General features: G+C 38.5%; 24 protein-coding genes and 1 tRNA gene. 21 read left to right on the top strand and 4 right to left on the bottom strand.

What is annotated here, in order from left to right; translation table 11 throughout:
* Nucleotides 1-87: 87 nt before the first annotated feature.
* The 15 genes from plsB (at nucleotide 88) to QMF79_RS01355 (ending at nucleotide 11,958) form a co-directional block, all read left to right on the top strand.
* Nucleotides 88-2,499, top strand: coding sequence for a glycerol-3-phosphate 1-O-acyltransferase PlsB (plsB, locus tag QMF79_RS01425; protein ID WP_281772468.1), 2,412 nt, complete (start codon nucleotides 88-90; stop codon nucleotides 2,497-2,499).
* Between the two features lie 181 nt (nucleotides 2,500-2,680).
* Entirely contained in the window at nucleotides 2,681-4,210 is a 1,530-nt protein-coding gene (gene der, locus QMF79_RS01420) for a ribosome biogenesis GTPase Der (protein WP_281772467.1), read from the top strand.
* 163 nt (nucleotides 4,211-4,373) lie between these two features.
* Nucleotides 4,374-5,804 carry a bifunctional D-glycero-beta-D-manno-heptose-7-phosphate kinase/D-glycero-beta-D-manno-heptose 1-phosphate adenylyltransferase HldE gene (hldE, locus tag QMF79_RS01415; RefSeq protein ID WP_281772466.1) on the top strand — a complete coding sequence of 477 codons (1,431 nt, stop codon included), beginning with the start codon at nucleotides 4,374-4,376 and terminating at the stop codon, nucleotides 5,802-5,804.
* A gap of 66 nt (nucleotides 5,805-5,870) precedes the next feature.
* Nucleotides 5,871-6,821, top strand: coding sequence for a peptidylprolyl isomerase (locus QMF79_RS01410; protein ID WP_281772465.1), 951 nt, complete (start codon nucleotides 5,871-5,873; stop codon nucleotides 6,819-6,821).
* 72 nt (nucleotides 6,822-6,893) lie between these two features.
* The gene (gene rsmA, locus QMF79_RS01405) at nucleotides 6,894-7,769 is read left to right on the top strand and encodes a 16S rRNA (adenine(1518)-N(6)/adenine(1519)-N(6))-dimethyltransferase RsmA (RefSeq protein WP_281772479.1); all 876 of its coding nucleotides are present in this window, start codon (nucleotides 6,894-6,896) and stop codon (nucleotides 7,767-7,769) included.
* A 161-nt stretch (nucleotides 7,770-7,930) separates the two neighbouring features.
* Nucleotides 7,931-8,320: a RidA family protein gene (locus QMF79_RS01400; RefSeq protein ID WP_111312393.1), complete on the top strand. Its 390-nt coding sequence runs from the start codon at nucleotides 7,931-7,933 to the stop codon at nucleotides 8,318-8,320.
* Nucleotides 8,321-8,339: 19 nt separating this feature from the next.
* Nucleotides 8,340-9,074 carry a peptidoglycan editing factor PgeF gene (gene pgeF / locus QMF79_RS01395; protein ID WP_281772464.1) on the top strand — a complete coding sequence of 245 codons (735 nt, stop codon included), beginning with the start codon at nucleotides 8,340-8,342 and terminating at the stop codon, nucleotides 9,072-9,074.
* 78 nt (nucleotides 9,075-9,152) lie between these two features.
* A tRNA-Ile gene (locus tag QMF79_RS01390) sits at nucleotides 9,153-9,229 on the top strand.
* 198 nt (nucleotides 9,230-9,427) lie between these two features.
* The gene (locus QMF79_RS01385) at nucleotides 9,428-9,967 is read left to right on the top strand and encodes a hypothetical protein (RefSeq protein WP_005659144.1); all 540 of its coding nucleotides are present in this window, start codon (nucleotides 9,428-9,430) and stop codon (nucleotides 9,965-9,967) included.
* A 29-nt stretch (nucleotides 9,968-9,996) separates the two neighbouring features.
* A complete protein-coding gene (locus QMF79_RS01380) occupies nucleotides 9,997-10,305 on the top strand; it encodes a P2 family phage major capsid protein (protein ID WP_005659142.1) in 309 nt (102 codons plus the stop codon).
* Entirely contained in the window at nucleotides 10,305-10,529 is a 225-nt protein-coding gene (locus QMF79_RS01375) for a hypothetical protein (RefSeq protein WP_005659141.1), read from the top strand. Before QMF79_RS01380 ends, QMF79_RS01375 begins: the two co-directional genes overlap by 1 nt.
* 297 nt (nucleotides 10,530-10,826) lie before the next feature.
* Nucleotides 10,827-11,081: a type II toxin-antitoxin system Phd/YefM family antitoxin gene (locus QMF79_RS01370; protein WP_005651514.1), complete on the top strand. Its 255-nt coding sequence runs from the start codon at nucleotides 10,827-10,829 to the stop codon at nucleotides 11,079-11,081.
* Entirely contained in the window at nucleotides 11,071-11,361 is a 291-nt protein-coding gene (locus QMF79_RS01365; protein ID WP_005651512.1) for a type II toxin-antitoxin system RelE family toxin, read from the top strand. Before QMF79_RS01370 ends, QMF79_RS01365 begins: the two co-directional genes overlap by 11 nt.
* 35 nt (nucleotides 11,362-11,396) lie before the next feature.
* Entirely contained in the window at nucleotides 11,397-11,651 is a 255-nt protein-coding gene (locus tag QMF79_RS01360; RefSeq protein ID WP_235444313.1) for a hypothetical protein, read from the top strand.
* Nucleotides 11,652-11,820: 169 nt separating this feature from the next.
* Nucleotides 11,821-11,958 carry a hypothetical protein gene (locus tag QMF79_RS01355; RefSeq protein WP_005659136.1) on the top strand — a complete coding sequence of 46 codons (138 nt, stop codon included), beginning with the start codon at nucleotides 11,821-11,823 and terminating at the stop codon, nucleotides 11,956-11,958.
* A 487-nt stretch (nucleotides 11,959-12,445) separates the two neighbouring features.
* On the opposite strand, the gene holA is transcribed toward QMF79_RS01355, so the two are convergent.
* The 3 genes from holA to leuS all read right to left on the bottom strand — a co-directional run bounded on the left by holA (nucleotide 12,446) and on the right by leuS (nucleotide 16,663).
* On the bottom strand, nucleotides 12,446-13,480 hold the full coding sequence (holA, locus tag QMF79_RS01350) for a DNA polymerase III subunit delta (protein ID WP_005659128.1): 1,035 nt from the start codon (nucleotides 13,478-13,480) through the stop codon (nucleotides 12,446-12,448).
* On the bottom strand, nucleotides 13,480-13,983 hold the full coding sequence (gene lptE, locus QMF79_RS01345; protein ID WP_005659127.1) for an LPS assembly lipoprotein LptE: 504 nt from the start codon (nucleotides 13,981-13,983) through the stop codon (nucleotides 13,480-13,482). The genes holA and lptE overlap by 1 nt, the downstream gene beginning before the upstream one ends.
* A 94-nt stretch (nucleotides 13,984-14,077) precedes the next feature.
* Nucleotides 14,078-16,663 carry a leucine--tRNA ligase gene (gene leuS / locus QMF79_RS01340; protein WP_005659126.1) on the bottom strand — a complete coding sequence of 862 codons (2,586 nt, stop codon included), beginning with the start codon at nucleotides 16,661-16,663 and terminating at the stop codon, nucleotides 14,078-14,080.
* Between the two features lie 249 nt (nucleotides 16,664-16,912).
* Here leuS and uppS point away from each other — a divergent pair, with 249 nt between their 5' ends.
* The 6 genes from uppS to lpxD all read left to right on the top strand — a co-directional run bounded on the left by uppS (nucleotide 16,913) and on the right by lpxD (nucleotide 23,997).
* The gene (gene uppS / locus QMF79_RS01335) at nucleotides 16,913-17,632 is read left to right on the top strand and encodes a polyprenyl diphosphate synthase (RefSeq protein ID WP_005655860.1); all 720 of its coding nucleotides are present in this window, start codon (nucleotides 16,913-16,915) and stop codon (nucleotides 17,630-17,632) included.
* Between the two features lie 17 nt (nucleotides 17,633-17,649).
* Nucleotides 17,650-18,516 (top strand): phosphatidate cytidylyltransferase, encoded by an 867-nt coding sequence (locus QMF79_RS01330; protein ID WP_005686182.1) that lies wholly within the window; start codon nucleotides 17,650-17,652, stop codon nucleotides 18,514-18,516.
* A 9-nt stretch (nucleotides 18,517-18,525) separates the two neighbouring features.
* Nucleotides 18,526-19,857 (top strand): RIP metalloprotease RseP, encoded by a 1,332-nt coding sequence (rseP, locus tag QMF79_RS01325; RefSeq protein WP_005659123.1) that lies wholly within the window; start codon nucleotides 18,526-18,528, stop codon nucleotides 19,855-19,857.
* Between the two features lie 19 nt (nucleotides 19,858-19,876).
* Nucleotides 19,877-22,258, top strand: a complete 2,382-nt coding sequence (bamA, locus tag QMF79_RS01320; RefSeq protein ID WP_048950713.1) for an outer membrane protein assembly factor BamA — start codon at nucleotides 19,877-19,879, stop codon at nucleotides 22,256-22,258.
* Between the two features lie 107 nt (nucleotides 22,259-22,365).
* The gene (locus tag QMF79_RS01315) at nucleotides 22,366-22,959 is read left to right on the top strand and encodes an OmpH family outer membrane protein (RefSeq protein ID WP_005655852.1); all 594 of its coding nucleotides are present in this window, start codon (nucleotides 22,366-22,368) and stop codon (nucleotides 22,957-22,959) included.
* 12 nt (nucleotides 22,960-22,971) lie between these two features.
* Nucleotides 22,972-23,997: a UDP-3-O-(3-hydroxymyristoyl)glucosamine N-acyltransferase gene (gene lpxD / locus QMF79_RS01310; RefSeq protein ID WP_005651483.1), complete on the top strand. Its 1,026-nt coding sequence runs from the start codon at nucleotides 22,972-22,974 to the stop codon at nucleotides 23,995-23,997.
* A gap of 168 nt (nucleotides 23,998-24,165) precedes the next feature.
* Here lpxD and tsf read toward each other — a convergent pair.
* On the bottom strand, nucleotides 24,166-24,745 hold a 580-nt coding region (tsf, locus tag QMF79_RS01305), incomplete at its 5' end, for a translation elongation factor Ts (protein ID WP_281772463.1).

The raw sequence follows: 24,745 nt of genomic DNA, 5'->3' as shown, positions 1-24,745 counted from the left end.
ATACAGTAAGTTATGATTTGTAACTAATTTTTTCGAAATTTTGTGATACCATATGCCCGTTTGACAAAATAAATAAAGGATAATCCAATGTCAATTTTGCTTAATTTATATCGTAAATTGCTGAATTTACCACTTTCTTTGCTAGTAAAATCACGATCTATCCCGACAGATCCCATTACCGAATTAGCACTTAGTCGCGAACAGCCATTAATTTACGTTTTACCTTATACGTCACAATCAGACCTCCTGATTTTGCAACGAAACTGCCGTAGTTTGAACTTACCTGACCCGTTAGAACAAAATGTGATTAACGGTGTTTCATTGCCTCGTTTTGTCTTTTTAAACGAAGATCGCCGCATTTTTAAATCAAAAGAGGCAAAAAGCGAAACCGTTGCTTCCATTCATCGCTATTTAGATTTACACAAACAAGATCCCAATTTAGATGTGCAACTCATCCCAGTTTCTGTTCTTTGGGGAAGAGCACCAGGTAAAGAGAAAGCCCCCAATTTACGTGCGTTAGGTACATTTTCGCGTATTTTCTCGATCATTTGGTATGGTCGTGATAACTTCGTCCGTTTCTCACAAGCGGTCTCTTTAAATGAAATGGTTGCAAATCACGATGTCGATGAAAAACTCGCACATAAGTTGGCTCGTATTGCTCGTATGCACTTTGCAAAACAACGCTATTCAGCGATGGGTCCACAATTGCCTGATCGCCAAGCAATGTTCAATAAATTGTTAGATTCTGACGTATTGAAAAAAGCGATTGCAGATGAAGCAGAAAATAAAAAAATGCCGCTTGAAAAAGCACGTGCTGAAGCCGCCAAAATACTTGATGAAATTGCAGCCGATGTAAAACACGATAGCTTGCGTATGGCAGATCGTCTGTTAAGCTGGCTTTGGAATAAGCTCTATCAAGGTATCAATGTTGAAAATAGTGAGCGAGTGCGTAAACTCGCCTTGGAAGGACACGAGATTGTCTATGTGCCTTGTCACCGTAGCCATATGGACTATTTGTTACTTTCCTATTTACTTTACCATCAAGGTTTAGTTCCGCCTCATATTGCAGCAGGAATTAATCTAAATTTCTTTCCAGTTGGTTCACTTTTCCGTAGCTGGGGAGCATTTTTCATTCGTCGTACATTCAAAGGCAATCGCTTATATTCCACTATTTTTCGTGAGTATTTAGCCGAACTTTTCTATCGTGGCTATTCAGTTGAGTATTTTATTGAAGGTGGGCGTTCTCGTACAGGTCGTTTACTTGAACCTAAAACGGGCATGATGTCGATGACTATTCAAGCCCTACAACGTGGCTTAGCTCGCCCAATCAGTATTGTGCCTGTTTATATCGGTTATGAACACGTGCTAGAAGTGGATACCTACGCAAAAGAATTACGTGGAGCGACAAAAGAGAAAGAAAACGCAGGCTTAGTGCTTCGCGTGATCAAAAAATTGAAAAACCTAGGGCAAGGCTATGTAAACTTTGGCGAGCCAATCCAAATCAATCACTACCTAAACCAACACTTCCCAGCATGGCGTGAACCAAGCGAAGATGGGCGTGCAAAATGGCTCAATGAAGCGGTGGATAACCTTGCTAAAAAAGTGATGGTTAATATCAACAAAGCAGCAGCGGTCAATGCGAAAAACCTGATTGGCTCGGCATTGCTTGCTTCTCGCCAACGTGCATTAACACGTGAGCAGTTGATTGAACAAGTAGAAAGTTATTTGCAACTTTTCCAAAACGTTCCTTATTCTCAAGAGATGACTCTCCCAACCGTCTCAGCAGAGGCGATGCTTGAACACGTATTGAAATTACCTCGTTCAGGCGTAACCGCTGAAAAAGATAGTTTTGGCGAACTCATCCGTTTAGATCGCGAATCTGCCGTGTTGATGACCTATTATCGCAATAACATTCAACATCTGTTTGTATTGCCTTCACTCGTAGCAAGCGTAATTTTACACTTAGAAGCGGTTTCAAAAGATTTAATTATCAAAATCGTGCAACAGATTTATCCGTTCTTGAAAGCAGAGTTATTTCTACATTTTAATGATACGGAACTTCGTAACCAAATAGAGCTAATTTTAAACGAATTTATTCGCCAGCAATTAGTAAAAAGTGAAAGCGATGTATTCAAACTGAACAATGCTCATCTGCGTTCATTACAGCTACACAGTAATGGCGTGCGTGAATTGTTGCAACGCTATTTTATCGGTTTAAATATCTTACTCGATCGCCCTGATATTTCACGTGGAGAACTTGAAAAAGAGAGCCGTTCAATTGCTCAACGCTTATCTGTTTTGCACGGCATTAATGCACCAGAATTTTTTGATAAAGCATTATTCTCTACCTTCACTTCAACCCTAAGAACCGAAGGTTATTTCGATGATGAAGGAAAAGGCGATCAAACAAAAGTAAAAGTGATTGAAGATTCAATCTCAAGCCTGATTTCAGCAGAGATCAAAATGACGATTCGTAGTGCAGTGAAGTCGATTGAATAGTAATTCATCTGATTAAACATCCAAAACTGAAGTGTATGTGGTTTAACCGCATACACTTTTTTTGTTCTTATTTTAGACTTATTTTTAAAATATACGACTTTAAGATATAATGCAGAAATTTTTAATCTAAATGATTTACGTATACGTGGATTAAAATAGTTTAATTTTAAAGGATAACGAAATGACTCCAGTTGTTGCCCTTGTGGGCAGACCGAATGTGGGTAAATCCACGCTCTTTAACCGCTTAACTCGTACGCGTGATGCGTTAGTGGCAGATTTTCCAGGTTTAACCCGTGACCGTAAATATGGTCACGCTAATATCGCAGGCTATGATTTTATCGTGATTGACACGGGCGGTATTGACGGCACCGAGGAAGGTGTTGAAGAAAAAATGGCGGAACAATCCCTTTTAGCCATTGAGGAAGCTGATGTAGTCCTTTTCTTGGTAGATGCACGTGCAGGACTTGTTCCCGCTGATGTAGGCATTGCACAATACCTACGACAACGTGAAAAAACGACTGTTTTGGTAGCAAACAAAACAGATGGTATTGATGCTGATTCACACTGTGCAGAATTCTATCAATTAGGCTTAGGCGAAGTAGAACAAATTGCTGCAGCACAAGGTCGTGGCGTTACGCAGTTGATTGAGCAAGTATTAGCTCCATTAGGTGAGCAATTAAATGCAGATAAAGCGCTCGAAAATGGTGAAGAATTTGCAGAAGAAGAGGAAACCTCGCAAGACGAATGGGATCACGATTTCGATGTAGATAATGAAGAAGATGCGGCATTATTAGACCAAGCATTGGAAGAAGAAATCGAAGAACGTATTGAAGATAAAAATATTAAAATTGCGATCGTTGGACGTCCGAATGTCGGCAAATCAACGCTAACCAACCGTATTCTCGGCGAAGAGCGTGTGGTGGTTTACGATATGCCAGGCACAACCCGCGATTCTATTTATATCCCGATGGAACGCGATGGTCAGCAATATACCATTATCGACACCGCAGGTGTGCGTAAGCGTGGTAAGGTAAATTTAGCTGTCGAGAAATTCTCGGTAATCAAAACCTTGCAAGCGATTCAAGATGCGAATGTGGTGCTATTGACCATTGATGCCCGTGAAGGGATTTCCGACCAAGATTTATCACTCTTGGGCTTTATTCTCAACGCTGGTCGCTCATTAGTGATCGTGGTGAATAAATGGGACGGCTTATCACAGGATATTAAAGATCAAGTGAAATCAGAGCTTGATCGCCGTTTAGATTTTATCGACTTCGCTCGTGTGCATTTTATTTCGGCATTACACGGCTCTGGCGTGGGTAACTTGTTCGATTCAGTGAAAGAGGCTTACGCTTGTGCAACACAAAAAACATCGACTTCAATGCTGACTCGTATTTTGCGTATGGCAGCAGACGAACATCAACCGCCACTCGTAAATGGTCGTCGTGTGAAATTGAAATATGCCCACCCAGGTGGTTACAACCCGCCAATTATCGTGATTCACGGTAACCAAGTGGAAAAATTAGCGGATTCGTATAAGCGTTATTTATCGAACTATTTCCGTAAGAGCTTGAAAATTATTGGTAGCCCAATTCGCATTCAGTTCCAAGAAGGGAATAACCCATTTGCGGGCAAACGTAATAAACTTACGCCAAGCCAATTGCGTAAACGTAAACGTTTGATGAAGTTTATTAAGAAATCGAAGAGATAGCTTGTGGACTCCCCTCTTTAGCAAAGAGGAGATGGGGGAGATTTGGCAGAAGCTAAAACGGAGTTCATTGTTGAATTTTATATCGCGATCAAATCTCCCCTACCCCCTCTTTTCTAAAGAGGGGGACTAGCTAGTTTTAAATCCCAAATGAAGAATAAAAATTATGATGATGCAATACTCTCCAAAATTTAACCAAGCCAAAGTGTTGGTGTTGGGCGATGTGATGCTTGACCGCTACTGGTTTGGGGCAACTAACCGTATTTCACCAGAAGCACCTGTGCCAGTGGTAAAAGTGCAAGATATTGAAGAGCGTGCAGGCGGTGCGGCAAACGTGGCAATGAACATTGCCAGCCTGAATGTGCCTGTGGCTTTGCACGGTTTAATTGGGCAAGATGATGCAGGCAATGCGTTGGATAAATTATTGAACGCATACAATATCGAAAACCATTGTGTGGCAGTTGATACTCACCCAACCATTACTAAATTGCGTATTCTTTCTCGCCATCAACAATTATTACGCTTAGATTTTGAAGAGGGCTTTCATAACGTGGATAGCCAACCACTTCTTGCAAAACTATCTCAAGAAATCACCGCTTACGGGGCGTTGATTTTATCAGATTACGGCAAAGGCACGTTGGAAAGCGTACAACAGATGATCCAAATCGCACGCCAAGCGAACGTACCTGTGTTAATCGACCCGAAAGGCACAGATTTTGAACGCTACCGTGGAGCAACTTTGCTCACGCCAAATATGTCTGAATTTGAAGCTGTGGTTGGGCATTGCAAAGACGATGAGGACATCGTGGCAAAAGGCTTAAAAATGATCGCTGATTTCGATCTTTCTGCGTTATTGGTGACCCGTTCTGAAAAAGGAATGACCTTGCTTCGTCCAAATCAGGCTCCTTATCACTTACCGACTCAAGCTAAAGAGGTATATGATGTAACGGGTGCAGGCGACACGGTAATTAGCGTGTTGGCAACGGCGATTGCTGATGGTCGCCCTTACGAAGAGGCGTGCTATTTAGCCAATGCCGCTGCAGGCGTGGTTGTGGGTAAACTAGGCACTTCAACCATTACGCCTGTAGAATTAGAAAATGCAATTCACCAACGTGCAACGACAGGTTTTGGTGTGGTCTCTGAAACGGAGTTAAAAGAGATCGTGCATGATGCCAAAAAACGTAGTGAGAAAATTGTGATGACCAACGGTTGCTTTGATATTCTTCACCCAGGACACGTTTCTTACTTAGAAAATGCACGAAAACTGGGCGATCGTTTAATTGTGGCTGTTAATACGGATGAATCAGTAAAACGTTTAAAAGGTGAAGCCCGACCAATTAATCATTTAGCTGCTCGAATGGCTGTACTTGCTGGCTTAGCTTCAGTAGATTGGGTAGTGCCGTTTGATGAAGATACGCCTCAACGCTTAATCAGCGAAATTTTGCCAGATTTGTTAGTGAAAGGTGGCGATTATAAACCTGAAGAGATCGCAGGTAGCCAAGAAGTCTGGGCAAATGGCGGTGAAGTGCAAGTATTGAACTTTGAGAATGGTTGCTCTACCACCAATGTGATTAAGAAAATTCAATCTTTGGCATAGTTGAACCTTTTGTGTTTAGCTTGCTCTAAGATCCCGTTATTTAATGATTATTATAGGGAACATAAAATGAAAATGACTTCCGCAAAATCTATTTTAGTGGCATTGCTTGGTGCGTTATTTGTGGCTCAATCTGCAATGGCTGAAGAGCGTGTTGTGGCAACCGTTGATGGCAATATGATTATGGAAAGCCAAGTGGTACGTGCATTAGGTAAAAAAGCCAACAATGCCGCAAACCGTAAAGCAGCGCTTGAAAGCGTGATTGATGAAATGTTAGTGCAGCAAGCGGTGAAAAAAGCAGGCATTAAAATCGATTACCGCCAGGTTGATCGTGCAATCGAAGACATTGCTGCACGTAATGGCTTAACCTATGGTCAATTATTGGATGCGTTGGATTATCAAGGTATTACCCTTAATCAATATCGCCAACAAATTGCTCAACAAATGATGATGGAAGCTGTACGCCATCAAAGTATTGGTCAAGCCATTCAAGTACAACCAGAGCAAGTACAAGCACAAGCAAAAGCAATGCTTGAAAAAGATAAAGCGGCAGGCAAGGTAAAAGCGGTAACAGGTCAAGAATATCGTATCAGCCATATCCTTATTAAAACCAACCCTGTATTAAATGATGCTCAAGCTAAAGCAAAATTAAACCAACTGGTTGCAGATATCAAAGCAGGAAAAACCACCTTTGAAGAAGCGGCAAAAGCAAATTCGGTTGATTATGTTTCCGCAGCGGATGGCGGGGATTTAGGTTTTCAATTCTTAGATACCTTTGATCCCGCTTTTGCTAACGTGGCAAGCCGTGCGAAAAAAGATCAAATCACTGCACCATTTAAATCACAGTTCGGTTGGCACGTTTTGAAAGTGACTGATACACGTCAAGGCGATAGAACTCAAGATGCCTATGCTCAAAAGGCCTATGAAAATTTAGTGAATAAACAAGCCGAGGAAGCCTCAAAAGATTGGGTAAAAACCTTACGTAAAGGGGCAAATATCCAATATGTAGACGCTAAATAATTCGAGCTATTTCAGAGAACCTCGCTTAAGCGGGGTTCTTTAATTTCAAAAACATTCTTCACATATTTAAATATAATGAGTACAAATTCAAAAAAACATTTAGGTCATACTGCTCGTAAACGTTTCGGGCAAAATTTCTTACACGATATGAATGTAATTCATAATATCGTATCAGCAATTAACCCGAAAAGCGGTCAATTTTTATTAGAAATTGGCCCTGGTTTAGGTGCATTAACAGAGCCTGTTGCCGAATTAGTAGATAAACTCACCGTCGTAGAACTTGACCGTGATTTAGCTGAGCGTTTACGCCATCATCCTTTTATCAACCAAAAACTCACTATCATAGAACAGGATGCGTTACGTTTTAATTTCCGTGAATATTTTGAAAGCCTAAACTTACAAGATAGCGAAGGCGTACGCGTGTTCGGTAACTTACCTTATAACATCTCTACGCCATTAATGTTCCATCTGTTTAAGTTCCACGACTTAATCCAAGATATGCATTTTATGTTGCAAAAAGAGGTAGTAAAACGTTTATGTGCAGCCCCAAATAGCAAGGCTTACGGACGCTTAACCATTATGGCACAATATTATTGTCAAGTCATGCCTGTGCTTGAAGTGCCACCAACAGCATTCAAACCCGCACCCAAAGTAGATTCTGCAGTAGTTCGCTTAGTGCCATACAAAACTTTACCGTACCCAGTAAAAGATATTTACTGGCTTAATCGCGTAACAACTCAAGCATTTAACCAGCGTCGCAAAACCTTACGTAACGCATTATCAACACTCTTCACTGCAGAACAATTAGAAGCATTAGGCGTAGATTTAATTGCTCGAGCCGAAAATCTTAGCATCTCAGATTATGCTCGCTTGGCAAACTGGTTGTGCGATAATCCGCCTGTAGAAGTAAATCGTGAAGAAGTATTAGAAGAATTTTTTGAAGATTAAAATTTAACAAACTGTCATTTAGAAGTAATTACAAATGATTGTTTTGTTATTAAGCACTTAATCAATAAAATTTCATCAAATTGTTTGTTTTTTTATTTTTAGATGTCAGTGCATAGATTAGAATATGCACGACTTTTATTTTATTGATACAAGGAAAACATATGACAACAGTAATTCACACAGAAAACGCACCTGCAGCAATCGGTCCTTACGTACAAGCGGTTGATTTAGGCAACCTTGTTTTCACATCAGGTCAAATTCCAGTTAATCCTAAAACAGGTGAAGTATCTGCAGACATTACCGAACAAGCTCGCCAAGCACTCGAAAATGTTAAAGCGATTTTAGAACAAGCTGGTTTGAGTGTTGCTAACATCATCAAAACAACGGTTTTTGTAAAAGATTTAAATGACTTCGCAACGGTAAATGCTGAATATGAAAAATTCTTCCGTGAAAATAATCATCCTGCATTCCCTGCTCGCTCTTGCGTAGAAGTCGCTCGCTTACCAAAAGATGTTGGCTTAGAAATTGAAGCGATTGCCGTTCGCTCATAAAACTAAAAAGGGAATGGGAATGAACGCAATTTATCCAAATTGGCAAGCACCGAAAAATATTAAAGCCCTTACGACAGTAAGAATGGGAGGCGTGAGTCTTCCACCCTTTGATAGCTTTAATTTAGGTGATCACGTTTGCGATGATCCAAAAGCAGTGCAGCAAAATCGTACTTTACTCGTGGATAAATTTGACTTGCCCCATTCTCCCCTTTTTCTCACGCAAATCCACAGCACGAAAGTTATTGAGCTACCTTTTACGGGAAGCAATATTGAGGCTGATGCGGTTTATACGCAACATTCTTGCCAAGTCTGCTTAGTGATGACTGCAGATTGCTTACCTGTACTATTTTGTAATAGAGAGGGCACAGAAGTTGCTGCAGCCCATGGGGGATGGCGGGGCTTATGTGATGGCATTTTGGAAGAAACTGTTGCAAAATTTAAATGCCCGACTTCCGATATTATTGCTTGGCTAGGCCCAGCCATTGGCCCAACCGCTTTTCAAATAGGTGAAGAGGTCGTCGAGCAATTTTGTGCCTTCGATCCCAATGCAAAACTCGCTTTTACGCCTGATCTCACTACAAACGGTAAATTCCTCGGCAATCTTTACTTACTCGCGACTCAACGCTTAAACAAGCTTGGCATTACAGAAATCTCAGGCGGAAAGCATTGCACTTATACCGAGCAAGATAAGTTTTTCTCTTACCGTCGAGATAAACAGACAGGCAGAATGGCCTCTCTTATTTGGATAGAATAATTGTTTGTTTTTTACACAAACAATCTGGGAAAGATAGACGAAATCAGCACTTTATTCTATAATTTAGCTCTATTTTATCCCCCCTTAGCTCAGTCGGTTAGAGCAGGCGACTCATAATCGCTTGGTCACTGGTTCAAGTCCGGTAGGGGGGACCATTCGACTTGTCAAATAACGTCTTTTCTGTCAAAAAACATCATAAAAACAGCATTTTAGAATCAACCTTATTGTTGTTTTCGTCTTTTATTGTTTGTCATTGTTCGTTTTTATTGTTCCCTTAAATGTTCCCTCTTTATGAAGGAACAAAAACGAGGGAACAGAAGAACGGTAAATTTTTATTTATTAGGGTTTGAACAATGGCTAGAGACTTTTCAAAAAAATTCACTGATTCTTATATTCATGGAATTAAACCAACCGATAAAGAGCAACTATTTTCTGATAGGGATAAGGCTCGTATATGGTGCGGGCTATTGGCACAAGGTATAGATCCTGCTGAAGAAGAATGTATGCAGCAAGAGGAGAAAGAGAAGAAATCTGTGACCTTTAAAGAGCTTGCTATGCTATGGCGTGATAAACGATTAAAGAAGGGTGAGTTAAAAGAAAATAGTATTGAGAAAGTTTATAGAAGAGTAGAGCTTTATTTGTTTGATAGATTTAATTTTTCTAGATTGTTAGCTAAAAATATTAATTTGAGATCTTTTGATAATGCTCTACTTCCCATAGAGGGAACAGGTATATGCGATAAGTTATGCATTGCAATAAAACAAATATTTGATAATGCGATTGATGAAGGCGTGTTAGAAAATAATCCTTTTACAAGATTATCCAAAAGATTTAAAAAGCCAATTACTAAGAATTTTCCATCAATACCGCCTAAGGAATTAATGGCGTTCTAGACAAGAGATTATGCAGACGTGGGGAAATTATGTTGAGCAGTGCATTAGTCAATCTTGATGCGAAACAGCTCAACAGCCAAAACGGCGCGCCAATCACCGCACAAAACCTGATTGGCGGACTCCGTGCAATTTCCGCACCTTTCTTTCCGGCAGACTACATTTTAATTACAACGTTTTCTAACCTTGCGATTTACTTCAAGCAAAACACCGCTCGCTTGTTCTTCAAACAAGAACCGAGACAAAATAACGTGCAAATTTATTTCTCTGTGATGCTTGATTACTTGCTAGAAAATCACCGCCATGCGGTACTAATTGAAGGCATTGATGAGGTGCAATAATGGAACAGATAACTCCTGAAGAATGTGCTAGTAAATTGCTTGAAGCCGTGCATTTATTTATCAATTACAGCGTGCAGGATTATATTTCACGTGGAATCATACAGGCGAATGAAAAGCCTCGATTTATGCGTGAATTATGGGGGCAGCTTGAACAAAGTGCGTTAGAAAACAACCGCACTTTCAACAATAAAGCCACCGCGTCCGCTTGTTTTACGTTTGAATAGGGGGAGCAATGCGACAAACTCACGTAAATAACAAAATGAGAAAAGAAGATATATTCAAGCAGCTGGATTCATTTTCAGACCGAGGGGGCGATATTATGAAGGCGGAATTTATAGCGCACCTTTGCAGCACTTACTGAACGCGAAGCCATAGACCTCACAACTGAATATATCAAACGATGCAAAAAACTCGAACGCAATCACCACTAATCAAGCCCCGAAAAGGGCTTTTTTGTATCTTTTAAAAGGTTTTTAGTGGTGTTATCATATCGTTAAATTAAACACTAAAAGGGGCATTATATGGCATTACATCAAATACTGGCAGAACAAGCGGCAAGCATTACAGACTTAAAACGAAACCCAATGGGCGTAATTCAAGAAAGCGAAAGCGGAATAGTCGCAATATTGAACCGAAACCAACCCGCATTTTATTGCATCACCCCCGAATTATTCTCTCATATGCAAGAATTAATCGAAGATTTAGAGCTCGGCAGAATGGCAAATGAACGGCTAGCCACCCTAGAACCAGTAGAGGTTGATCTAAATGACTTATAAACTCATTTTTGATAAACGCGCATTAAAAGAATGGAATAAATTGGGGGAAACCTTACGCCAACAATTTAAAAATAAATTAGCCGAAAGAATGATAAATCCACGCATTCAAGCCGACAAATTAAAGGGCGAAAATGATTTATATAAAATCAAATTAAGAAGCGCTGGTTATCGATTAGTTTATCAAGTAAGAGATCAGGAAATCACTATTATTGTTGTATCTGTTGGAAAAAGGGAACGATTAGAAGTCTATAAAACCGCAGAACAAAGAACAGCCCACTAAACTGGGCTTTATTTTTACTTAGGATAAGAAAAATTATGGCAAAAAATAAAGCAACATTACCCCCTAGAAAATGGTATAGCTTGCAACAGGTAGCGGATAAATTGACAAGAGAATTTGGCGAGCCAGTAACAGTAGATGATTTATTGCATTATTATCAAATTGATTTATTGCCTTTTTCAATTTATATAAACCACAATGTAGAAAGAACATGTATTAATGATCTTGTATTTAGTGCCCCCAAAAGTCGGAAAATTCCATGCCGATTAGCATACTTAAATTCGACATATTAAACAAATTAGAGGAATTAATTATAGGAAAAATTCTATATATAGAATTCCCGAAAAAAGAAACGGAAAGTTTAATTTTAGATAGCTATAAATTTAAAAAAAGCCTTCATCATGTGGGCAATTAAACGCCAATTTTGTCGGGCAGATTAGTAACATTAAAAGGGCGGTTTATGTGGATTGCCCCGAAGCGAACAACTGGGATAAAACCGAAAAAGAAACTTTGCAGGAAAAAGGCATTAAGCCGATGACGAATGAAGAACGATTAGCACAGTTAAAAGGGCAAGATAAAGTGCAAGGCAAGTTGTTTTAAGCCGTGCACTGACTTGGGGGCAAAAAAGCCCCGCGAGGCTTGGACTTGGTTGGCGCGGGGACTTAGGAAAAAAAACCATACAACGAAAGATTTATTATGAAATTTAGCCAAAAACTAAACGGGCATATTATACCGAAAAACAAACACTTATCACAAAACGAACAAAAATATTCGCTTTTTGTTTATTTCACGCTTGACAGATAAAACGAAATTAAACGAGAATTAAAGATTAATAAATTTTCTAACTTGCCAAATAATTCCCAAATAATTCCCAAATAATTCCCAAATAATGACATCAAAAAAGACCATTTTTTATAGTGATGTTCCCTGTTTTGTTCCCTTTTTAGATACTAACACTCTTATTTATTTTAGGTATGACAAGGGATAAGTTCAAAAAATGGAAGTAGGTAGAGACCATTTTTCCAGCAAAAAATTTCTTTTTTATCAAAATCTTATTTCAATATTGTCTATTTTATTTGCCTTGTGACTACAAACAAATTTTTACAGATAAATCAGCGAGTTTAATCCACACTTCATCACTAAATTCTTGTTTAGCAAGGCGTTCAATATTGGCAAGCTCTTGGATAATTTCGTAGAGAGTCTGGTAAGTTAAACGTTGAATCGCACTTAAAAAGAGCGGTCGGCGATTTTGCCAGATTTTTAGACGGTCAAATTCAGTCTTAATTTGTTGAGTTGGAAGTTTTTCCGTTGTCACAATACGTTGCTGTGGTTTTGTGAGTTCAAGCAACGTAAATAATTCTCGCTGTAGTGTGCGTAATAAAATAACAGGTTGCACATCTTCAGCTTGTAAACCTTTTAAAATACGTTTAGCACGATTTGCTTTTCCCATTAGCAAAGCATCAATCCATTGAAATGGTGTAAAAATTGAAGATTGTTCTACTACGCTAATAACACGATTGTAGTTAAGTTTATGGTCAGGATAGAGCAAATCTAAAAGCTGCAGAGCTTGTTTGAGTGCGAGCAGGTTATTTTCGTAACTATAACAAAGTTGTTGAATTGCTTCATTGTCAGCGTCTAATCCCATTACTTTGGTACGATTTTTTACCCAACGTGGTAAGTTTTCTACCGTCGGTGTTTGACAATTTATCAGTATTGTATTTGGTTCATATTGATTAAGTATAATAAACCACGTTTGCTTTTCAATCGCTTTAGTCAATTTTGCTACCTGTAAAATAAGCAAGACATCTTTATGCAATACGGATATAAGTTCTTGCAGATTTTTCTGCAAAAGTGCGGTGAAATTTTCAGGTAAATTCAAGCTTAGTATTTGTTTACTAAAAAACAACCCTATAGATTGACAAGATTCTATAAGTTGCGCCCAATCAGTTTGGCTATCAACTTGAATAGTATTTTTTTCATCAAAACCTTGCTGGTTTGCCACTTGACAAATAGTATCCTCAGTTTCACTAAGTAATAAAGGATCTTGCCCTTGCAAGAGATAAACTCTAGCCAAGCCTTGCGCAAGATGATGATTTAGTTGCTCTGGAAAAATGCGGTTCATTATTTCCTTTTTATTTGATTTTGTAACGCAATTATTTTTACGATTAATTGACGTGCTACTTGCTCGCGCATATCATTCCAAATTACCTCTCGTTCTTCTGATTTGGCTAATGCTGCACGTGCATTATCAAAGAAAGTACGGTTTACTTTCGCATTGATTGGATAGCTTTCGCCATTAGCAAGGCGGAAAGTGGCTTCTACTTCCAACATTAAAAGTTTTTCTGCCTCACGTCCGTGCTTAAAAATAGACGCGACTTGATCTGAAGTAATCTGTTTATTAATACGTAAAATGGGAATATTTTGTTCTAAATTGACGACATTAACCTGATTTTCCTGCAATTTGCGACGCATAATAACAGTAAAATCATTATAAGAGTCATCACTTTCAAGGGCTAATGTTCGCCATTCACTTGGCATAGTAACCGACTGTTGAAAATGCCAACCGCAAGCAGAAAGAATTGCTAATGTTGCGATAAGCAGTAAAGTCTTGATTGAGTTGATCATAAAAATTACCTTTATTGTAGGACGTGTAAAATGTAAATATTTCACATACCTATAAAAAATGGTGCGTGAATTTTAAATCCACACACCCTATGTATTATGGTTTCACTACCACGTTTAATAATTTACCTACGACATAAATCACTTTGACAATGTGTTGATTATCAATAAATTTCTTCACATTTTCATCCGCAAAAGCAATCGTTTTGACTGTGTCTTCATCTGCATCTGCCGCAACAGTAACTTTGCCACGAACCTTGCCATTTACTTGCACAACAATCAGTTTTTCATCTTCTACCATTGCGGCTTCATCGGCTTTTACCCATTCTGCAGTATCAATAGCACTTTCATTGCCAAGAGCTTGCCATAATTCAAAACAGATATGTGGCGTAATTGGATAAAGCATACGAACAACTGCACTTAATGCCTCCGCCATAACTGCACGATCTTGCTCGCTATCAAGCGATGCCTTAGTCAGTTTATTCATCAATTCCATCACTGCAGCAATCGCAGTATTAAATGTTTGACGACGACCAATATCATCGCTCACTTTCGCAATGGTTTTATGAACTTCACGGCGAAGCACTTTTTGTTCTGCGGAAAGTGCGGTCAAATCTAGGCTAGTTTTTGCTGGATTTTGTTGATATTGATATACCAAATTCCAAACACGCCCTAAGAAACGTTTCGCACCTTCTACGCCAGATTCTTGCCATTCCAAGGTCATTTCTGCTGGAGAGGCAAACATCATAAAGAGGCGAACAGTATCGGCACCATATTTTTCTACCATTTCTTGTGGGTCAATACCGTTATTTTTGGATTTCGACATTTTTGTCATGCCACTGTGGACTAATTCACGCCCTTCAGGATCAGTCGCTTTAATAATTCTACCTTTTTCATCACGTTCAAGAGTTACCTGTGTTGGACTCACCCAAATACGCTCATTGGTTGGACTTGTGTAGTAGAAGGCGTCTGCAAGCACCATACCTTGACATAATAATTTATCGGCTGGTTCGTCACTGGTTACAAATCCTGCATCACGCAATAATTTGTGGAAGAAACGGAAGTAGAGCAAGTGCATTGTTGCGTGTTCGATACCGCCGATATATTGATCCACTGGTAACCAATAGTTTGCTTCTTCCGCATCAAGCATGCCATTTTGATATTGTGGACAAGTGTAGCGCGCGTAATACCAAGAGGATTCCATAAAGGTATCAAAGGTATCCGTTTCTTTTAACGCTGGTGCGCCGTTAAGGGTTGTTTTGGCCCAGTTAAGATCTGCTTTAATTGGACTTTTTACGCCATCCATTACCACATCTTCAGGCAGAATAATAGGTAAATCTTCCATTGGTGCAGGTACTACATCGCCATTTTCAAGGGTTAGCATTGGAATTGGTGCACCCCAATAACGTTGGCGAGAAACGCCCCAGTCACGTAAACGGTAATTAACTTGACGTTTTCCAACACCTAATTTTTCTAATTTATCCGCGATACCGTTGAATGCACCATCAAAGTCTTTACCATCAAATTCAGCTGAATTAACGAGTTTGCCGTGTTCAGTAAAGGCTTGTTTAGTTAAATCAATTTCCTCATCAGCAATGGGTTCAATAACTTGCTTGATTTGTAAACCGTATTTTTGAGCAAATTCAAAGTCACGTTGGTCGTGAGCTGGAACCGCCATTACTGCGCCAGTGCCATAGTGCATTAATACGAAATTCGCAACCCAAATTGGTAATTTTTCACCCGTCAATGGATGAATAGCAAATAATCCCGTTGCCATTCCTTTTTTCTCCATTGTCGCAAGATCAGCTTCTGCCACTTTTGCGTTTTTCGCTTCTTGGATAAAGGCGGCTAATTCGGAATTGTTTTGAGCTGCTAAACTTGCTAATGGATGTGCTGCCGCAATGCCTAAATAACTTACGCCATAAAAGGTATCTGGACGCGTGGTGTAAACTGCTACTTTTTCGTTGGTATTTGCAACATCAAAGGTAATTTCTACCCCTTCAGAACGACCAATCCAGTTACGTTGCATGGTTTTTACCATGTCAGGCCATTGTGGAAGGGTATCTAAACCACCTAATAATTGCTCTGCATAGTCAGTAATTTTGATAAACCATTGTGGGATTTCTTTTTGTTCCACAGGTGTATCACAACGCCAGCAACAACCTTCGTGTACTTGCTCGTTTGCGAGCACTGTTTCATCATTCGGGCACCAGTTTACGGTTGAGGTTTTTTTGTACACCAAGCCTTTTTTGTAAAGCTCAGTGAAGAACCATTGCTCCCATTTGTAGTAGTCGGGTTTACAGGTTGCGATTTCACGATCCCAGTCGAAACCAAAGCCTAAAAGTTGAAGTTGTTTTTTCATGTAGGCAATGTTTTCGTATGTCCATTTAGCAGGCGCAGTTTTATTTTTGATCGCCGCACCTTCTGCTGGTAAGCCGAAAGCATCCCAACCAAATGGTTGCAATACGTTTTTGCCTAGCATGCGTTGATAACGAGAAATGACATCACCAATAGTGTAGTTGCGCACATGCCCCATATGCAGGCGGCCAGAAGGATATGGGAACATAGAAAGACAGTAATATTTTTCTTTAGATTCGTCTTTGATTGCTTTGAAAACTTTATTTTCTGCCCAATATTGTTGAACCTTTGGTTCGATCATATCGGGGCGATATTGTTCTTGCATAAAATCACCTTAAATTTTAACCGCACTTTTGCAGCATTTTGACAATAGAAAATGTGCCATAGAATACCGTAAAATGGCAAAAATTAATAGGGAGAGAAATAAAAAGTGCGGTGGTTTTTTTAGTTGTTTTTTACAATAAATTTTCAATTTTTACAGAACAGATTAGAACAAAGGAATTCATAGCAAGCCAATATAACTTATGATATAGTTTACCACCAAATTTATAGAGGTCTCTCAATAATAAAAATAATGATAGAGTTGGATCAAACAAATATACCAAAACACGTTGCCATTATTATGGATGGTAATGGTCGTTGGGCAAAACAGAAAAATAAAATGCGAATTTTCGGACACACCAATGGCGTTACTGCGGTACGCAAAGCAGTGGCTTATGCACGACAAATCGGTGTGGAAGTACTCACACTTTATGCCTTTAGTAGCGAAAATTGGAGTCGCCCAGAACAAGAAATCAGCGCGTTAATGTCGCTTTTTATGCAAGCCTTGGATCGCGAAGTGAAAAAATTACATAAAAATAATATTTGTCTGAAAATTATTGGCGATGTATCTCGTTTTAGTGAAACTTTACAAGAAAAAATCAAAAAAGCGGAAAATTTAACAGAAAAAAATACCGCGCTTACACTCAATATTGCGGCAAATTACGGCGGTTGTTGGGATATTATTCAAGCCGCTAAACAAATTGCAGAAAAAGTTAAAAAAGAAGAAATGTCAGTTTCAGATATTAATAACTCGACTTTTCAACATCATCTTGCAACCCAAAATGCACCACCTGTGGATTTATTAATTCGCACCAGTGGAGAACAGCGCATAAGCAACTTTTTATTATGGCAAATTGCCTATGCGGAATTATATTTTTCCGATGTGCTTTGGCCTGATTTTAATCAATTAGAATTTAATCGCGCGATTGCAAGTTATCAACAACGTCATCGCCGTTTTGGCGGGACTGAATAGTTAAACGGATTAAAATTATGCTTAAACAACGAGTTTTATCTGCTATTGTGTTAATTGCTGCAGTTTTATGTGCACTATTTTTATTCACACCTTTTTATTTTGCCCTCGCTTTAGGGGCGGTAGCGATTTTAGGCATTTGGGAATGGACTCAATTTGCTCGCCTAAAACAACCTTTGATACGTTTTTTTGTGACTACCTTTTTAGGCGTATTTATCTTCTTATGGCTCTATACTGAGGGCAACTATTTAGATGCAGGGCGTGTGTTTGAACAACATCTTCAGCTTTTATTGATAAATGCTGTTAGCTGGTGGGGTTTAGCTTTGTTACTTGTGATCAGTTACCCTAAATCAGCTAAATTTTGGTCTAAAAATCCACTTTTACAACTTTTATTTGCCTTTTCTACGTTGATTCCATTTATCGCAGGTGTATTACGTTTACGTTTAGAACACTATACCCATGATCCTTATCACGGCTTATTTTTATTACTTTACGTATTTGTACTTGTTTGGGCGGCTGATTCTGGTGCTTATTTTAGCGGACGCGCCTTTGGCAAACGTAAACTTGCCCCTAAAGTATCGCCAGGTAAAAGTTGGGAAGGGGTTATTGGTGGATTAATTACAGCATTAGTGCTTGCTTTTATCTTTATTCATTTCTCTAACAATACTTTAGTAGGCAATCGAAATATTACTGGATTTATCATTCTTTCTGTAGCGACAGTTGCAATTTCAGTATTGGGCGATTTAACTGAAAGTATGTTTAAACGTGAGTCAAGAGTTAAAGACAGTAGCCAATTGATTCCTGGTCATGGCGGTGTATTAGATCGCATTGATAGCTTGACTGCCGCGGTACCTTTTTTCAGCTACTTCTATTTCTTTGTGTTATAAGGATTTTGAATGTCATTTTTGTGGTCACTAGGTTCTTTTATCATTGCTATTGCTGTATTAGTATCCGTTCACGAATATGGTCACTTTTGGGCAGCGAGAAAGTGCGGTATAAAAGTCCATCGTTTTTCCATTGGTTTTGGAAAAGTAATTTGGAAACGCATTGACAAATATGGTACAGAATTTGCGGTTTCAATGATTCCTTTAGGCGGCTATGTAAAAATGCTTGATGGACGTAATGAAGTAGTTCCTGCTGAGCAAAAATCACAAGCATTTGACAGTAAAAGCGTATTACAACGGTCATTTGTAATTATTGCAGGCCCTTTAGCTAATTTTATTTTTGCAATTTTTGCTTATTGGGTCATTTACCTTTATGGAATGCCAACGGTTAAACCAGTGATTGAATCAATAACACCAAACTCAATCGCAGCACAAGCCCACATTGAACCCAATACGCAAATTCTTACAATTGATGGCGAAGAAACTCAAGATTGGGAAACCATCAATATGCTACTTGCAACAAAAATGGGGGAGCTTAATGTTAAGATTACCCTTTCTCCTTTCAATTCTAATATTGAACAACAACGGACTTTAAATCTTACAAATTGGATATTCGATCCCGCAAAAGAAAGTGCTTTTGAGGCATTAGGGATTATGCCTATGCGTCCTCAAGTTGAAATGGTGCTTTCTAAAGTTGTTCAAAATTCTCCCGCTGAGAAAGCTGGTTTACAAATCGGTGATAAAATTTTAAAAGAAAATTTAACCGCACTTCCTTGGCAAGATTTTATAAAACAGGTCGAACAAGGCGAAACTTTTACTATAAAAATTGAACGTAATGGAGAAACATTTGACAAAATCCTAACTCCAGTGCGTAATCAAAATGGCAAATGGTTTGTTGGGGTTAGCCCAACCTTGACAAAATTAGCGGATGAATACCGTACTGAATTAAAATATGGTATTCTTGAATCTTTACAAAAAGGCATTGAAAAAACAGGACAACTTTCCCTTTTAACCTTGAAAATATTAGGGAAATTACTTACTGGCGATTTGTCATTAAATAATTTAAGTGGGCCAATTTCTATTGCAAAAGGTGCTGGTGCATCAGCAAATATTGGATTGGTGTATTTTTTAAGTTTTATGGCATTGATTAGTGTAAATTTAGGGATTATGAATTTATTTCCATTACCAGTATTAGATGGCGGTCATTTAGTTTTTTTAACAATGGAAGCTGTTAAAGGAAAACCTGTTTCTGAGCGGGTGCAAAGCATCTGTTATCGAATTGGCGCAGCACTGTTATTAAGCTTAACGGTGTTTGCATTATTTAATGATTTTTTACGTCTATAATTTATATAGGATACAATCGATGAAAAAACTTCTAATCGCAAGTTTATTATTCGGTACGACAACGACTGTGTTTGCCGCACCTTTTGTGGCAAAAGATATTCGTGTGGATGGTGTTCAAGGTGACTTAGAACAACAAATCCGAGCAAGTTTACCTGTTCGTGCTGGTCAGCGTGTGACTGACAATGATGTGGCTAATATTGTCCGCTCTTTATTCGTAAGTGGTCGATTCGATGATGTGAAAGCGCATCAAGAAGGCGATGTGCTTGTTGTTAGCGTTGTGGCTAAATCGATCATTTCAGATGTTAAAATCAAAGGTAACTCTGTTATTCCCACTGAAGCACTTAAACAAAACTTAGATGCTAACGGGTTTAAAGTTGGCGATGTTTTAATTCGAGAAAAATTAAATGAATTTGCCAAAAGTGTAAAAGAGCACTATGCAAGTGTAGGTCGCTATAACGCAACCGTTGAACCTATTGTCAATACGCTGCCAAATAATCGTGCTGAAATTTTAATTCAAATCAATGAAGATGATAAAGCAAAATTGGCATCATTAACTTTCAAGGGGAACGAATCTGTTAGTAGCAGTACATTACAAGAACAAATGGAATTACAACCTGATTCTTGGTGGAAATTATGGGGAAATAAATTTGAAGGTGCGCAATTCGAGAAAGATCTGCAGGCAATTCGTGATTATTATTTAAATAATGGCTATGCCAAAGCACAAATCACTAAAACGGATGTTCAGCTAAATGATGAAAAAACAAAAGTTAATGTAACCATTGATGTAAATGAAGGTTTACAGTATGACCTTCGTAGTGCACGCATTATAGGTAATCTGGGAGGTATGTCTGCCGAGCTTGAACCTTTACTTTCAGCATTACATTTAAATGATACTTTCCGCCGTAGTGATATTGCAGATGTAGAAAATGCAATTAAAGCAAAACTTGGGGAACGAGGTTACGGTAACACAACAGTAAATTCTGTACCTGATTTTGACGATGCAAATAAAACATTAGCGATAACCTTTGTTGTTGATGCTGGACGACGTTTAACTGTTCGCCAACTTCGCTTTGAAGGAAATACCGTTTCTGCTGATAGTACTTTACGTCAGGAAATGCGACAACAAGAAGGAACTTGGTATAATTCACAATTAGTTGAGTTAGGAAAAATTCGCTTAGATCGTACAGGTTTCTTCGAAACAGTTGAAAACCGAATTGATCCTATCAATGGTAGCAATGATGAAGTGGATGTCGTATATAAAGTCAAAGAACGTAACACGGGTAGTATCAACTTTGGTATTGGTTACGGTACAGAGAGTGGTATCAGTTATCAAGCAAGTATTAAACAAGATAATTTCTTGGGAACAGGGGCGGCAGTAAGTATAGCTGGTACGAAAAATGATTATGGTACGAGTGTCAATTTGGGTTATACCGAACCCTATTTTACTAAAGATGGTGTAAGTCTTGGTGGAAATATTTTCTTTGAAAACTACGATAACTCTAAAAGTGATACATCCTCTAACTATAAGCGTACGACTTATGGAAGTAATGTTACTTTAGGTTTCCCTGTAAATGAAAATAACTCCTATTATGTAGGATTAGGCCATACCTATAATAAAATTAGTAACTTTGCTCTAGAATATAACCGTAATTTATATATTCAATCAATGAAATTTAAAGGTAATGGCATTAAAACAAATGACTTTGATTTTTCTTTTGGTTGGAACTATAACAGCCTTAATAGAGGCTATTTCCCAACTAAAGGGGTTAAAGCAAGTCTTGGTGGACGAGTTACTATTCCAGGTTCTGATAACAAATACTACAAACTAAGTGCAGATGTACAGGGTTTCTACCCATTAGACAGAGATCACCGCTGGGTTGTATCTGCAAAAGCATCTGCAGGATATGCAAATGGTTTTGGAAACAAGCGTTTACCGTTCTATCAAACTTATACAGCGGGTGGCATTGGTTCATTACGCGGTTTTGCTTATGGTAGTATTGGGCCTAATGCAATTTATGCCGAACATGGTAATGGTACTTTTAATAAGATAAGTTCTGATGTGATTGGTGGTAATGCAATCACAACTGCGAGTGCAGAACTTATTGTACCAACTCCATTTGTGAGTGATAAAAGCCAAAATACAGTCCGAACCTCCCTATTTGTTGATGCGGCAAGTGTTTGGAATACTAAATGGAAATCAGATAAAAATGGATTAGAGAGCAAGGTCTTGAAAGACTTACCTGATTATGGCAAATCAAGCCGTATTCGCGCCTCTACAGGTGTCGGATTCCAATGGCAATCTCCTATTGGACCATTGGTATTTTCTTATGCTAAACCAATTAAAAAATATGAAAATGATGATGTCGAACAGTTCCAATTTAGTATTGGGGGTTCTTTCTAATAAATTGAACTTTTTTCGTCATCAGAACTCAAAAACAACGTTCTCTGCCTAATTGAATTGGGCAGAGAAAATATTAAACCCATCATTTAATTAAGGATATTTATCAAATGAAAAACATCGCAAAAGTAACCGCACTTGCTTTAGGTATTGCACTTGCTTCAGGCTATGCTTCCGCTGAAGAAAAAATTGCTTTCATTAATGCAGGTTATATTTTTCAACATCACCCAGATCGCCAAGCGGTAGCAGATAAACTTGATGCTGAATTTAAACCTGTAGCTGAGAAATTAGCAGCAAGCAAAAAAGAAGTTGATGATAAAATTGCTGCTGCTCGTAAAAAAGTAGAAGCAAAAGTTGCGGCTTTAGAAAAAGATGCACCTCGCTTACGTCAAGCTGATATTCAAAAACGCCAAGAGGAAATTAATAAATTAGGTGCGGCTGAAGATGCTGAATTACAAAAATTAATGCAAGAACAAGATAAAAAAGTTCAAGAATTCCAAGCTCAAAATGAAAAACGTCAAGCTGAAGAACGTGGTAAATTATTAAATAGCATTCAAACTGCGACAAATAATTTAGCAAAAGCAAAAGGTTATACTTATGTGCTTGATGCAAATTCAGTTGTATTTGCGGTAGAGGGTAAAGATATTACTGAAGAAGTATTAAAATCTATTCCTGCTTCTGAAAAAGCACAAGAGAAAAAATAATAGGTTCTCATAATGCAAAAATCCTATTCTTTACAAGAATTGGCAACTCAAATCGGCGCTACCGTTCGCGGTAACGCCGATGTTGTTGTTGAGAATATCGCTCCTCTCGATAAAGCCCAATCAAATCAACTCACTTTTATTTCTAACGTAAAATTTCGTGCATTATTGAAAGATTCTAAAGCAGGGATTTTGGTTGTTTCTGAAGAGGATGTTGAACACTGTTCTCCAGAAAGCAATTTACTTATTGTTAAAGATCCTTATGTGGCTTACGCAATTTTAGCGCAATATATGGATAGCACGCCAAAAGCGGCACAAGGAATCGCAAAAAGTGCGGTCATTTTTGATGGTGTTTTATTGGGCGAAAATGTATCTATTGGTGCGAACGCAGTGATTGAAGAAGGTGTTGTACTAGGTGATAACGTGATCATTGGTGCAAATTGCTTTGTTGGTAAAAATACCAAGATAGGTTCAGGCACTCAGCTCTGGGCTAATGTCACTGTTTACCATAACGTTGAGATTGGAGCTAATTGCTTAATTCAATCAGGAACAGTTATCGGTAGTGATGGTTTTGGTTATGCAAATGATCGTGGTCGTTGGATTAAAATTCCACAAGTAGGGCAAGTAATAATTGGTAATAACGTTGAGATTGGTGCGAATACCTGTATTGACAGAGGCGCATTAGATGCCACGATTATTGAAGATAACGTTATTATCGATAACCTTTGTCAAATTGCACATAATGTTCATATTGGCACAGGTACAGCGGTTGCGGGTGGCGTTATTATGGCAGGTAGCTTAACTGTTGGTCGCTATTGCTTAATTGGCGGTGCGAGTGTGATTAATGGTCATATGGAAATTTGTGATAAAGTAACCATTACTGGAATGGGAATGGTTATGCGTCCAATTACAGAGCCTGGCGTATATTCCTCTGGTATTCCATTGCAAACGAATAAAGAATGGCGTAAAACAGCAGCTCTAACATTAGGCATTGATGGCATACATAAACGCCTAAAAGCATTAGAAAAGAAAATTTCTTAATTGATACCCCATCATTTAATCTGCATTTTACAAGTTTAATAACTGATTAAAATGCAGATTTTTATGTGTATAAAATTTACTTAACGAAATAAGTTGAAATTCTTTTAAAAATAAATAAGCCCAACTTTAAATTGGGCTTACAAGCATACATTTTTTATCGTTAAAGAATTATGCGTTACCGCCAGTGATTTTTGCAACTTCAGCAGCAAAATCTTCTTCTTTTTTCTCAATACCTTCGCCTACTTCTAAACGAATGAAGTTAGAAACTGAAGTATTTACTGATTTTAAGAAATCCCCTACAGATACAGAAGGATCCATTACAAATGCTTGACCTGTTAATGAAACTTCACCAGTGAATTTCTTCATACGACCTTCAACCATTTTCTCTGCGATTTCTTTTGGTTTACCAGAGTTGATCGCAATATCGATTTGGATTTGGCGTTCGTGTTCAACCACTTCAGCAGATACATCTTCTGGGTTCACGAATTCAGGTTTAGATGCAGCTACGTGCATTGCTACTTTTTTCAGTTCATCAGCAGAACCTTCGCCCGCAACTAATACGCCAATTTTTGCACCGTGTAAGTATTGAGCAATTACTTGACCATCTAAGTAAGCAACACGACGAATATTCATGTTCTCACCGATTTTAGCAACTAATGCAGCACGTTTTTCTTCAAATTGCGCTTGTAATGCTTCGATAGTTGTACCTTTGTTTGCTGCTGCGAAATCAGCCACTTCGTTTGCTAAA

Source organism: Pseudohaemophilus parahaemolyticus, assembly GCF_938021905.1.
GTDB classification, from domain to species: domain Bacteria; phylum Pseudomonadota; class Gammaproteobacteria; order Enterobacterales; family Pasteurellaceae; genus Haemophilus_A; species Haemophilus_A parahaemolyticus_B.
Note: the sequence above shows the minus strand (reverse complement) of the source record. Positions and strands in the feature narration are given on the sequence as shown.